Origin of the sequence: uncultured Dysosmobacter sp. (genome assembly GCF_947631165.1) — a bacterium.
Lineage (GTDB): Bacteria > Bacillota > Clostridia > Oscillospirales > Oscillospiraceae > Oscillibacter.
Genome location: NZ_CANRKH010000060.1, coordinates 1 through 11,508, shown reverse-complemented (window position 1 = coordinate 11,508; position 11,508 = coordinate 1). Strand labels below are relative to the sequence as shown.

The 11,508-nt window shown below is 44.4% G+C and carries 16 protein-coding genes; 14 read left to right on the top strand and 2 right to left on the bottom strand.

Annotated features, from left to right (window positions below):
* On the top strand, window positions 1-213 hold a 213-nt coding region (locus tag Q0Z69_RS15530; RefSeq protein ID WP_298035311.1), incomplete at its 5' end, for an AMMECR1 domain-containing protein.
* Here Q0Z69_RS15530 and Q0Z69_RS15525 read toward each other — a convergent pair.
* Entirely contained in the window at window positions 208-615 is a 408-nt protein-coding gene (locus Q0Z69_RS15525; RefSeq protein ID WP_298035310.1) for a transposase, read from the bottom strand. The genes Q0Z69_RS15530 and Q0Z69_RS15525 overlap by 6 nt on opposite strands.
* Window positions 521-976, bottom strand: a complete 456-nt coding sequence (locus Q0Z69_RS16955; protein ID WP_367272336.1) for a transposase — start codon at window positions 974-976, stop codon at window positions 521-523. Before Q0Z69_RS16955 ends, Q0Z69_RS15525 begins: the two co-directional genes overlap by 95 nt.
* 136 nt (window positions 977-1,112) lie before the next feature.
* On the opposite strand from Q0Z69_RS16955, the gene Q0Z69_RS15520 reads away from it, so the two are divergent.
* From Q0Z69_RS15520 to Q0Z69_RS15460, 13 genes are all read left to right on the top strand, one after another.
* On the top strand, window positions 1,113-1,466 hold the full coding sequence (locus Q0Z69_RS15520) for a hypothetical protein (RefSeq protein WP_298035309.1): 354 nt from the start codon (window positions 1,113-1,115) through the stop codon (window positions 1,464-1,466).
* A gap of 237 nt (window positions 1,467-1,703) precedes the next feature.
* On the top strand, window positions 1,704-1,919 hold the full coding sequence (locus Q0Z69_RS15515) for a helix-turn-helix transcriptional regulator (RefSeq protein WP_298035308.1): 216 nt from the start codon (window positions 1,704-1,706) through the stop codon (window positions 1,917-1,919).
* Between the two features lie 33 nt (window positions 1,920-1,952).
* Complete coding sequence (locus Q0Z69_RS15510; RefSeq protein ID WP_298035307.1) at window positions 1,953-2,879, top strand: site-specific DNA-methyltransferase; 927 nt, start codon at window positions 1,953-1,955, stop codon at window positions 2,877-2,879.
* Window positions 2,860-3,726 carry a site-specific DNA-methyltransferase gene (locus tag Q0Z69_RS15505; RefSeq protein ID WP_298035306.1) on the top strand — a complete coding sequence of 289 codons (867 nt, stop codon included), beginning with the start codon at window positions 2,860-2,862 and terminating at the stop codon, window positions 3,724-3,726. Before Q0Z69_RS15510 ends, Q0Z69_RS15505 begins: the two co-directional genes overlap by 20 nt.
* Window positions 3,704-4,225, top strand: coding sequence for a hypothetical protein (locus Q0Z69_RS15500; RefSeq protein WP_298035305.1), 522 nt, complete (start codon window positions 3,704-3,706; stop codon window positions 4,223-4,225). The genes Q0Z69_RS15505 and Q0Z69_RS15500 overlap by 23 nt, the downstream gene beginning before the upstream one ends.
* Before the next feature lie 2 nt (window positions 4,226-4,227).
* Window positions 4,228-6,357 carry a DEAD/DEAH box helicase family protein gene (locus tag Q0Z69_RS15495; protein ID WP_298035304.1) on the top strand — a complete coding sequence of 710 codons (2,130 nt, stop codon included), beginning with the start codon at window positions 4,228-4,230 and terminating at the stop codon, window positions 6,355-6,357.
* Complete coding sequence (locus Q0Z69_RS15490; RefSeq protein ID WP_298035303.1) at window positions 6,350-6,541, top strand: hypothetical protein; 192 nt, start codon at window positions 6,350-6,352, stop codon at window positions 6,539-6,541. Before Q0Z69_RS15495 ends, Q0Z69_RS15490 begins: the two co-directional genes overlap by 8 nt.
* Window positions 6,542-6,559: 18 nt before the next feature.
* Window positions 6,560-8,554: an AAA family ATPase gene (locus tag Q0Z69_RS15485; RefSeq protein WP_298035302.1), complete on the top strand. Its 1,995-nt coding sequence runs from the start codon at window positions 6,560-6,562 to the stop codon at window positions 8,552-8,554.
* Between the two features lie 15 nt (window positions 8,555-8,569).
* Window positions 8,570-8,923, top strand: a complete 354-nt coding sequence (locus Q0Z69_RS15480; RefSeq protein WP_298035301.1) for a hypothetical protein — start codon at window positions 8,570-8,572, stop codon at window positions 8,921-8,923.
* Window positions 8,924-9,059: 136 nt separating this feature from the next.
* The gene (locus Q0Z69_RS15475; RefSeq protein ID WP_298035300.1) at window positions 9,060-9,197 is read left to right on the top strand and encodes a hypothetical protein; all 138 of its coding nucleotides are present in this window, start codon (window positions 9,060-9,062) and stop codon (window positions 9,195-9,197) included.
* A gap of 146 nt (window positions 9,198-9,343) precedes the next feature.
* Entirely contained in the window at window positions 9,344-10,000 is a 657-nt protein-coding gene (locus tag Q0Z69_RS15470) for a hypothetical protein (protein ID WP_298035299.1), read from the top strand.
* A 22-nt stretch (window positions 10,001-10,022) separates the two neighbouring features.
* Window positions 10,023-10,343 carry an ATP-binding protein gene (locus Q0Z69_RS15465; protein ID WP_298035312.1) on the top strand — a complete coding sequence of 107 codons (321 nt, stop codon included), beginning with the start codon at window positions 10,023-10,025 and terminating at the stop codon, window positions 10,341-10,343.
* Window positions 10,294-10,977, top strand: a complete 684-nt coding sequence (locus tag Q0Z69_RS15460; protein ID WP_298035298.1) for a DNA/RNA nuclease SfsA — start codon at window positions 10,294-10,296, stop codon at window positions 10,975-10,977. The genes Q0Z69_RS15465 and Q0Z69_RS15460 overlap by 50 nt, the downstream gene beginning before the upstream one ends.
* Window positions 10,978-11,508: the final 531 nt, after the last annotated feature.

The window sequence follows — 11,508 nt, the reverse complement described above, 5'->3', positions numbered from 1 at the left end:
GTCTCCCTCCACGCCCACGGCCAGCTCCGGGGCTGCATCGGCACCACCGGTCCCACCACTGAAAGCGTCGCCTGGGAAATCGTCCAAAACGCAGTGTCCGCCTGCTCCAGGGATCCTCGGTTCGTTCCAGTGGGCATAACGGAATTGGACAGTCTGGAGTACAGGTGCTGGGGGAGCCGGAGCCAATATCCTCCTCAGAATTTGTATTCATAAGCGTTTGAGCAGGGTATGGATATGGGAGATTTTAACCATAGCTTCAGCCGAGAGGATAGTAATTTCATAGTCTTTACTGAGACGTCTGGAATGATTAAACCATGAAAGGGTGCGCTCTACAATCCAACGCCAAGGAAGTTTTTCCCATTCATGGGGTTTGATTTTTTCTGAAATATCAACGTCAAGCCCAAGCTGTTGTTTCAAATCGGAGACAAAAGTTCCTCTATATCCAGCATCCGCACAGAACTTTTGAATAGACGGATATCGTTTAAAGGCAGGTTTTGCCGTAAATATCCCTGCTTTGGTATCATGAATATTGGCAGCATGTACAACAACAGACAGTAAACATCCCAGCACATCCACTACGATGTGCCGTTTTCTGCCTTTCGTTTTTTCCCCCATCTATCCCACGTTCTTCGCTGGCAGCAACTGTTTTGACGCTTTGGGAATCAATGACTGCGTAGCTCGGAGTCTCCTTGCGTCCGGCATTTGTTCGCGTCTTTTTTACAAGATGCTCTAGAATTTTATCCCAAAGCCCGCTGATTCGGGCGCGGCGATAAAAGCTATGTACTGTTGAATACGGTGGAAAATCATGGGGTAATTGTCTCCATTTACACCCTGAATCTACCAAGTACAGTACTGCATCTGTCAATTCCCGCTTGCTCCACGTACAGATCCGCATTCCCGTATACAATGGTGCAATTTCTTCCCATTGCTCGTCTGTCAAGTCGCTCGGGTACAACTTCCGCCTTTTTTCTTCCATTTCTGTATCTTACCACATTCTCTCGCCCTTGTGAATACAGCTTCTCAGATCAGGTAGACCTGTCCCCGGAAGTGCTGGTTGACAAGGCGCTGGAGCTGCGGCCCTACGGCAACATCGGGGGGACCACGAGCGGGGGATGGTCAACGTTTTGGTCACTAACGGCACCATTGAGGAGGTCCCCTGGCGGGCGCTGCTTCCTCTCATCGACGCCGCCAACATTGACTTGAAGGGATTCACCCTGGAATGGTATCAGAGAGTTCCTGGTGGGAATGACTGCGTGGAGGAGGTCAGGGCTTTGGCACGTTGGATGGCGTCAGTGGACCGGGAGATCCTTCTGCATCTGTCCAGGTTCTTCCCTCGGTATCGGATGTCAAACCGGCCGCCAACACCGGTCGAGCAGGTCTATCGCTTTGCCGATGAGACAAAAGCTTATATTGTTTGTTCACACGGGGAATTGCTGATTGCTTCAAGGGTCAGCGGCACAGTTTGAGGGTGGAGAACTGACGAATGGGTAGCTAAGGCAAAAGCTGGCATAGTTGTGAAAACAAGACAGAGCCAAGATACTGGATCAGGGGCTTATCTGCTCCTGGCCCAATATCTTTTGCGTACAATTTATGCTAAAATTATTGACATAGAAGCAAAACTCATGTATAAATATGTGAACGCAAAATTATATTTTCCGGTTTCATTTCAGAGTTTTGTATATGCAAAGCGAGAGGAGTAGGGAATGTCTACTATCAGTTATAAAAAGCTTTGGAAGCTCCTGATTGATAAAGATATGAAAAGAAAAGACCTGCGAAAAGCAACGGGAATAAGTACAGCTTCTATGGCGAAGCTATCAAAAAACGAGAATCTAACGACCGATGTTCTCTTAAGAATATGTGATGCTCTCAAATGCGACATTTCAGACATAATGGAGGTTTCGCTTGATGACGAAGACTAATCTGACAACGACGACGAAAAGGTGTAATTGAAAATGGGAAAGAAACGGACGCTAAATACGTTTAAAAATAAATTTATATGTGGTGATTGTGAGACCATTCTAAAGGCCATGCCCAATTCAAGTATAGACTTAGTACTCACATCCCCTCCATATGCTGATAAAAGAGACTATGGCGATGTTGATGGGACAATTCCTCCGGACGAATATGTTGACTGGTTCATTCCAAAAGCAAGGGAAATTTACCGCGTTCTTAAGGAAGACGGCAGCTTTATTTTGAATATCAGCGACAAAGTTGTGGATAACTATCAGCATTTATATGTTTTCGTTCTCTTGCTGAAGTTGTGTAAGGATGTCGGCTTTCATCTTGTGCGAGACTATATATGGTACAATCCCGCAACGCCCCCTAATGTGTACTCAAGAGGAGGCTACGGTCGAACAAAGAAATCACATGAGTATTGTTTTTGGTTAGCAAAAGGCGATTCTTGGGAATTTAATATGGACCCTATTAGAAAGCCATATAGTAAAGATATGCAGAAATATCTTCAGGGTAAAGGCAAGGGAGATAGGAATCAGAACACTCGACCCAGCACCCATAACTTTGACTGCGAAAAGACTTGGGCAGATAATGGCGGTTCCGATCCTGGTTCCGTTATTGAAATCGCAAACACGAGCAGTAATGACTATTTTATGAAGTTATGCAAAGAACACGGAATTGGACACCCAGCTCGATTCCCTGAAAAGCTTGCAGAATTTTTTATTCTTTCGGGAAGCTGTAAGGGAGATGTTGTTCTTGATCCTTTCTCTGGCTCTGGCACGACAGCTGCAGTGGCACAGCGGCTTAATCGCATATGGATTGGTATAGATGCCAACCCAGACTATTGTCGGCTTGCCACCCTTAGATTGGAGTATGAACAAGACTTACACGAAGAGGTAGACACAGATGTTGCAGGAGATAAATAAAAACAAATACTGCGTCCGGCAGATGGATGGTGCCGAAGGGATTCTTTTGCTCCCGGACAAATCCATAAAGCTTATCTATGGTTCTCCGCCATATCCGAACGCAGAACGCGAATATGGTGTATGGCGTTCGTCTGAATACATTCAGAAAATGACGCCTTTTTTAGATGCCGCTTGTGCAAAGCTGCGTGATGATGGTTTTATCGTCATAAATGTTAAGGCCAATAGAGAGAAATCCACAGCCAAAGTAGCATCAAAACGTTCTTTGATTATAGAAAAGCTTGCAATAGAGATGGAAGAGACTTGGGGACTTCATTGTGTTGACATTGAAATATGGATAAAGGAAAACCCGGCTCCGACAGGGCTTCGTGTTGCGTGTCAAGATGCATATGAGCAGAATTTGTGGTTTTCAAAATCTCCAAAATGGAGTATTAACCTTGATGCTATACGCAGACCATATGAATCTCACAGCGTACAGACATATGAGTCATATGAATATAAGCCACGATTAAACGGAAATACATACGTTCGCAAAAACAAAAGAATAACTCCCAATCCACTGGGAGCATTGCCAAAAAATGTTTTAAGTGGCGGAGTTTCGGCTCGAATTGACGACCACCCTGCAGCGCAGCCGTTGTATCTGCCAGAGAAATATATAAAAGCAACGACAGACCAGAATGATTTGGTTGTTGATCCTTGGATGGGGAGCGGAACAACGGGATATGCTGCTCTTTCCCTCGGGCGACATTTTGCCGGGTTTGATGTCGTAGAAGAATATGTTGCGCAGGCGAACATCCGACTGCTCTCTATTGCTGGAGGAGTAGGTAATGGCGAAGGGCAAAAGACTTAGTAAACAAGCACTGAATACCATTTTCGTTGAGGGACTCGGTGATCATGTCATTTGGCATAGTGATATATCATCATCTCCTCTTCTTGTGGATTTGCAGCCCAGAAAATTACGCTTGCGTGTGTACCTATGGAACTGCACAAATCCACCTGGTGGTCGTGCGTTAGATGAATATAAAATACAGGTAATCCTCCCTGGTCAACAGCGCGGGGAACGTGGGCAACTTGGCTATTCCGATGGACGGCTACCCATTATAGGTGCATTAGTACGGGACGGAGAAGACATTTCCTTTGCATTTTGGGATGCAGATAAACACAGTGATTTTGCATATAGCGGCAATATGCAGGTAAAGGCGGATGTGATTGTTGAGTCTCTTTATACAAAAGTTTCTGAGACGATTAGGAATAACAACGAACGGATTGTCTGCGCCCGTCCCCGATATCTGTATGATGCCTTAATTCGCCGCATGGATATAATGCACGAAGAGTTACTTGGAGGTTAATTATGGGACTTAAGGAACAAACCTACTTGACTTCTTATAATAAAGCCGAGCATGACATAGCAGATATGTTTTATCTTCCAAGCATGAGACACTCAAACCATTATGACAGAATCTCAGGGTATTTTGGAAGCACCATCTACATTATTGCTTGGGATGCCCTTCGTGAATTTATTGAGAACGGCGGTAAGATGCGCTTGATATGCTCACCGTATGTTTCTGACGAAGATGCCACTGCATTAGCTAACGGTTATTCTGCTAAAAATGATGAACTGCTGGCGGAGTCGCTTGCAAAAGAAGTGCAGGTTTTGTTTGATGACCCGTTTTTAACTGCTCCTGCAAAGCTGCTGGCATATATGATTTCAAAAGGTATCATAGATGTTAAAATCGCTGTTCCAACCGGCAACGAGTCTCCGAACGCAAGGAGGTTGTTTCACGACAAGGTCGGAATTTTCTCAGACGCCGAAGGTAGTAAAGTGGGCTTCCGTGGCTCAATGAACGAAACATATAAAGGACTTTCCTCAGACGGGAATATGGAATCTATTGATGTGTTTCCAAACTGGCTTGATAGCCGCGATGCTGAACGAGTTGATGACGCATCAACATTTTTTGAAAAATTATGGTCAAAATCTGTTCCTGGGATTATTGTATATCAATTCCCAAATGCGTCTAAGGAGATATTACGAACTAAAGCAGAAGGAGTAAAATGGCACGAATTACTGGATGAAATCCATGTGGAAGAGAGCAAGGCTAAAAAATGGAAGCCCAGTAATCATACAGGTAGCCGTACTCCCCGTCCACATCAAGTAAATGCGCTTGAAGCATGGGTGAAAAATAGTCGCCGCGGCATTTTTGAACACGCTACAGGCAGCGGAAAGACCTTCACTGCCATGTGTGCGATTCATGATGCTTTCAAGCGAAATGAAGTCGTGCTTATTTTGGTCCCATCAAGAGATCTATTAAAACAATGGGATCGAGAATTGAGAGAAACCTTGCTCGAAGATAAGATATGCTATCTGCTTTGCGGAGATAACAATAGTGAGTGGAAAAAATCTGGTGCTTTGGCATCTTGGACAAGTGATGGCGGTTCTACTCACCGAATTATCCTTGCCACTATGGATACTGCTTGCTCAGATGATTTTGTGAAAAACGTATCGCAAGGTGAGCATCTTTTTGTCGTAGCTGACGAGGTGCATCGATTAGGAAGCCCGCATAGACGAAACGCTCTGAATATCTGTGCAGGTGCAAGATTAGGGCTGTCTGCCACTCCTCGTAGATATGGCGATCCTGAGGGCACCGCAGCACTCTTTGAGTATTTTGGTGGTCTTGTGCCGCCGCCTTATACATTGGATGATGCAATAAAAAGCGGTGTTCTAACAAAGTATTTTTATAACCCCTTAACCATAACTCTCACGCAAAAGGAGCAGGAAGCCTGGAACGAGGTAACAAAACAGATAAATCAACTCATGGCGCGAATGAAGACCAATGGGAGTTCTGATGCAAATATTTCTTCAAATACACGACTGAAGCAATTATTGATTAACCGAGCGCGTATTGTTAAAAATGCGTCCGGCAAAGTACCATTGGCTATTAACCTTTTGCTTAGGGAGTACGTGGGAGGTCAGAGTTGGATTGTATATTGCGACAATATCACACAGCTGAAGGATGTATTGAACGGTGCAATTGATGCTGGTTTTGATGCATTTGAATACTATGCAGATATGGAAGGTGATCGAGACGAGACGCTCCGATACTTTTCTAAGAACGGTGGTGTCCTGGTTTCGATTAAGTGCTTGGATGAAGGTGTCGATATCCCTTCTACCACACACGCTTTGATACTTGCGTCTTCACAGAATCCTAGAGAATTCATTCAGCGCAGAGGTAGAATCCTAAGAAATTCACCAGGTAAGCTCTTTGCCCATCTTTATGATGCGATTACAGTTCCCGTGGTTGAATCTGAAGAAACTCCAAAGTCCATGTCGATTATTATCGGTGAATTATCAAGAGCGATTCAGTTTGGCTTAGGTGCGGAAAACCCTGCTTGCGTTACTGATTTGAAAAATATAGCCATTGATTACCAGATTGACTATAATAGTTTACAAAACACAGGAATGGAGGATGATGACAATGACTAACATCGAAATCAATGAACTGATTTCCGTATTAGAAAAAATCAGAGTCGAGCAGCATCCCGAAATCCCCGCGTCTTTGATTCAAGAGATTGTTAATGCGGAATTCTCGTCTCAAGACGATAGGACTAAGGCAAGGCACGATACCCAGAAAGTCATAGATGATTTTCTGAAAACAATAACCATTTGATGAGGAGGGCTGTTTGTTATGTTGAAGTTTACGAGTATGACCATCAATAATTTTGGCCCTTATGAAGGTGAACAGACGATTGACTTTGGAGATGGAGATGGAGTTACTCTGATTTGGGGCGACAACGGACATGGTAAAACCACACTTCTAAATCTCTTCCGCTATGCTTTGTTTGGCCGATTCCAGTACCGTCATGAAACGGTAGATGATATTCTGAAGTTGGTAAACAGGGAAGGAATGAAGGCGGGCAAATATGACTTTAAAGTCCTTCTGAAAATGCTTCATGATGGTAAGAGATATGAACTCACCCGTCAATACAGCGTCCGCCCTGGAGTATCGGTTCCTACCAGGAATGATGACTATGTTCAAGATGTCTTTCTCAAGGTGGATGGACATTTTCCTCCTAACAAAGAGCACGAGCTTGCAATGATAATGCCAGAGGAAGTGTCTCGTTTTTTCCTGTTTGATGGTGAACTGCTCCAAGAATATGAGGAGCTTGTAAAAGATGAAACCTCTGTCGGTGATAAAATCAAGAAATCCATTGAGTCCATTTTGGGAGTGCCTATCCTGACGAATGCAGCAGGTGATACCAATTTCGTTCTTGGCGAATACCGTAAGGAACAAACTAAAGCCGCACAGGCAAATAAACAGACTGAAAAATATGCTGCACAGATTGAATCTGAGGCAGCGAAAAAAGAAGAACAAACAAAAGAACTGGAACGGCTCCAAACGGCCTATGATGAGGCACAAGATTTGAGGGCAAAATTCGAAGATGAGGGAAAGCAGAACGAGCATCTAAGAGAGCTAATTCAAAATATGGAACACCTCGAAAGTGATATTGCTGCAAAGGAGGCTACACGAGACGGTCTTTTACAATCTATCGTTGTTGCAACAAGAGATGTTTGGAGATATGTTATCGGAAAACGCACAACTGAAATCTTGGCAGATGTCAAATCCGAACTATCAACACTCCAAGAAAGGCATAACACTCACGAATCAGCTACTCGACTTATGTCGTACATTCAGCACATTGTTGATACTCACCATTGCGAATGCTGTAATCAAGATGTAGATGAAGCTCATGTATCTGCCTTAAAAAAGCGCCTCGATGAAGAACCCGGAGAATTTGGAGGTCTTTCGGTCGAAGAAAAGGAGCGCATGAAGCATCTTCAAATCCGTCAGGCATCTTTAGAAAGTATGTCGAGTGCTTCAGATACTCAGGTTCTCAAGATATATGAGGATCAGTTGGCTGACCTTTTAGTCCAGATTGACGATGCCAAAGGTCAACTCAAGGATTTGCGTGATGAAATAAGCCGTTATGGAAATGTTAGCGACCTCACTGCAGCCGCTAAAGAAAATGCTCAGAATTTGGCTAAGTGTTATGCCAAAATCGAAAACCTTAAGGAAGGCATTCAGGCTACTAAAGACAAAATCAAAGAAGCAGACATCGCATTAGCAAGCCTTGAAGAAAAAGTGCGGAAGGCCGGTACCTCTGACGCAGATTTGAATCTGGCAGTAAAAAAGGTTGAAATCTGTGCGGCGCTCCATCAGCTGTTTACCGATGGCATCGCCGCATATCGTGATAAGTTAAAAACGGAAGTCGAACGAGATGCTACAGAGCTTTTCTGTAATATTAGTAGCGATTCTGATTATACGGCATTGAAAATTAACGATAATTATGGTCTCTCCATTCAGCACCGCTCTGGCGAAATAATTCCATTCCGTTCTGCGGGCTTTGAGCATATTGTTGCATTATCCTTGATTGGTGCTTTACACAAGAATGCCCCTCTAAGTGGACCCATCATTATGGATTCGCCATTCGGGCGTCTTGATCCAACCCATAAGAAAAACATTACAAAGGCTCTTCCGTTAATGTCTGACCAGATAATTCTTCTGGCATATACTGATGAAATTGACGCTCAAACCGCCAGACAGGTTTTAGGAAACACGCTCAAAAAAGAGTATCGTCTGAGAAAGTATGGTTCTTTCCACACAGCGATTGAACTGCAATAATTGGAGGTGATAGATATGAACGATATAACAAATTTCCGCTTGTCAAAAGCCGCCAACGATGTCGCTGACAGGCTGGTTGCTACAGGAAAATTTGATCATGGCACTTCCGCTGCAAAATTCGCTTTTGCATACGCAGTAAAAAACTTCTATGGGAAATTTGATCCTGCAACATATGCTGTCTCCGATAGCAATGGCAGCAACTATAGTGTCGGCTCTTTTGATGATCTCGCACCCTATGTGAAGGTTTTATATCCTGATACGGACACTCCGTACATCTATGTTCGGGCTTTGATTGTTTTTGGGCTTATCGAAATTGGCAAGGTCATAGACGCTGGTGGTATGCCGAAAATCTATTTACTCTGTGAGTAAGTAGAACTAATTGGGAAAAATCGGGAGCAGTGCAAAGACGAAGCATTCAAATTGTTTTCCAAGTGGTTTTTCCATCTATGGAACCAATAGCTTATTCTTTGTAGACACAGGTGCAATTTACGAGGAGCGATGTGCCTTGGCCGTACCGACTAACATCAAGACCTTGCGGGCCGGAAACGCCGTCGAGTGGGCAAGGATCGAGTTTAAGGAGACTTGGGATGCCAAGGCGTCACTTAAGACAATTTGTGCTTTTGCCAACGATATTGATGACTGAGGCGGCGGCTACCTCGTCATCGGCATCAAGGAAAAGGACGGAAGGCCGGCTTATCCCTTAAAAGGCATTCCGGCGGAAAAAGTAGATGCCTACCTGAAGGGACATACTCAACAAATGCAAGCACATACAGCCGGAGTACCTGCCCATTGTTGAAGTGGTGGACTACTAAGAGAAGAAATTCATCGTCGTATGGGCGCCCGGCGGCTATCTGCGCCCATAACTCTTCTCCAAAGTCGATGGCCAAGGACGAAAAGGAGCATATCTACTATATTCGCAAAATGTCCAGCACCATCATGCCATCTGAGACAGAAAAGCGGGATCTCTATAATCTGACCAACAATGTTCCCTTTGACGACCGGGTCAATCATGAGGCAGATATCGTTGACCTGAACCTCACGCTGATCCAAGCGTATCTCAAAGAGGTGGAGAGTTCTCTGTATGAGGAATCCAAACACATGGATTTTCTCGATCTGTGCCAGAGCATGAATATCGTAAACAGCCTACCGGAATACACCAAACCGAAAAATGTTGGGCTGATGTTCTTCAGCTTGGAGCTGGACTGTTTCTTCCCGTATGCCCACATTGATGTCGTCCAGTTCCCGGAGGATTTGGGCGGAAACCAGATCTTTGAGAAGACCTTCAAGAGGCCGCTTTATCAGCAACTGCTGGAGGCACTTCAATATATACGGAATAGCGTCATCCGGGAGCAGGTGATAAAGCTACCGGACAGATCCGAGGCCAATCGTTTTTTTAACACCCCTATGCCGCCATTGAAGAAAGCCTCTGTAATGCGGTTACCATAAGGGGTATGATACACGGGAACCTATCGAGGTCCACATTCTCCTTGACCGCATCGAGATCGTCAGCCATCCAGAGGCGGACCGTTCTATTTCGGAGGAGGGCCTGCGGACCTACCGGATCTTTAATCGGAGATACCGTAATCGCTGCATCGGGGATCTCTTGAAGGAAATACGCCTGACAGAAGGGCGGAACACAGGATTTTGGAAAATCCTCAACGTGCTGGAGCGCAATAGCTCGCCAAAACCCATCTTTGAAACAGACCCTGAGCGCCTGTACTTGAAGGAGGCAGAGAGTGTTGGAGCGAACTTTCAAACATGGCATATTCAAAGCGGAGCTCAAAAATAGGTTCTTGTGCCTTGTAGAGGTCGATGGTGAAGATAATCTCTGCTATATTCCGGCATCCTGTAGACTTAGCAACTTTATTGATCTGACCGGAAGAGAGGTGCTGCTTTCACCGGTTATATCGCCTAACGCAAGGACTAAGTATTCAGTATATGCTCTGGAGGGAAACGATGGTTTCATTCTTTTGAATTTATCAAAAGCCAATGAAGCTGTAGCGAATAATCTTTGTAGCAGACGCTTTTCGTTTCTTGGGAAGAGAGAACATATTAGGAAGGAGCACAATGTCGACGGCTATAAGAGCGATTTATATATTGAAGATACATGTACAATATTAGAGATTAAGAGCATATTATCTTTTGCAAGAGATAAAAATGCAGTATTTCCTTCCGTTTATTCACAGCGAGCAATTGACCAATTGTTTAGACTAAACAGTCTGCTGGATGCGGGGTACAGTGCTTGTTACATCTTTGTTTCCCTTAATCCCAAAATTAAACAACTAGCCATAAACATAGAGTTCAAGGAATACTGGGAAGCTTTTAATCACTGTGTTAAAAAAGGGATGAATGTTAAAGGGGTGTCCATAAAGCTGATAAATGGAGAGCCACTCATCCATTCGAGCTTACCTGTTATTGTGTGAGATACGGCTTAATCTTTTAACGATAATGATGAATGGTCTGGCCTTTACCCAAGAGGAACTAGCGGAACTGGAGAGAGCCAAGTCTATGCCCATAACCTTTGGCGAGAATTGTCCGGAAACCACGCCAGAGCGAGCTATGAAATTCAAGCGGGTCAACCCGGTGAGACGTGTTGCCAATTAAAGTGATGGTTTTCATACCGTCATGGTTTTCAATATAAATCAAGTCGGTATGGCTTTTTCTTTAGTAACACAGGTGTAATCTATCACAGGGGGATTTCAACAAATCGCCCGCGCACAAAACTCATAGACCGCAGCTCTGACCACAGAACCGACCACAGACGCGCTCGGAAGCAGTGGAAACTCCGCTTTTAAAAAGTGCCAAATAGTAAGTCCTCTGGAGTGAAAACGACGATAAACAAGCAAAAATCATTACAAAAAACTTCAAATAGCCGTTGACGTGCAGGGGGTCACAGGTTCGAGTCCTGTATCGTCCACCAGAAAATTCCCTTAGAGCCGCAAGGCTTTGAGGGA

Excerpts from the sequence above, each read along its gene's own strand:
- Q0Z69_RS15520 (WP_298035309.1), top strand. The coding sequence starts at position 1,113 with ATGGTCAACGTTTTGGTCACTAACGGCACCATTGAGGAGGTCCCCTGG.
- Q0Z69_RS16955 (WP_367272336.1), bottom strand. The coding sequence starts at position 976 with ATGGAAGAAAAAAGGCGGAAGTTGTACCCGAGCGACTTGACAGACGAG.
- Q0Z69_RS15510 (WP_298035307.1), top strand. The coding sequence starts at position 1,953 with ATGGGAAAGAAACGGACGCTAAATACGTTTAAAAATAAATTTATATGT.
- Q0Z69_RS15495 (WP_298035304.1), top strand. The coding sequence starts at position 4,228 with ATGGGACTTAAGGAACAAACCTACTTGACTTCTTATAATAAAGCCGAG.
- Q0Z69_RS15515 (WP_298035308.1), top strand. The coding sequence starts at position 1,704 with ATGTCTACTATCAGTTATAAAAAGCTTTGGAAGCTCCTGATTGATAAA.
- Q0Z69_RS15500 (WP_298035305.1), top strand. The coding sequence starts at position 3,704 with ATGGCGAAGGGCAAAAGACTTAGTAAACAAGCACTGAATACCATTTTC.
- Q0Z69_RS15490 (WP_298035303.1), top strand. The coding sequence starts at position 6,350 with ATGACTAACATCGAAATCAATGAACTGATTTCCGTATTAGAAAAAATC.
- Q0Z69_RS15525 (WP_298035310.1), bottom strand. The coding sequence starts at position 615 with ATGGGGGAAAAAACGAAAGGCAGAAAACGGCACATCGTAGTGGATGTG.
- Q0Z69_RS15480 (WP_298035301.1), top strand. The coding sequence starts at position 8,570 with ATGAACGATATAACAAATTTCCGCTTGTCAAAAGCCGCCAACGATGTC.
- Q0Z69_RS15505 (WP_298035306.1), top strand. The coding sequence starts at position 2,860 with ATGTTGCAGGAGATAAATAAAAACAAATACTGCGTCCGGCAGATGGAT.
- Q0Z69_RS15485 (WP_298035302.1), top strand. The coding sequence starts at position 6,560 with ATGTTGAAGTTTACGAGTATGACCATCAATAATTTTGGCCCTTATGAA.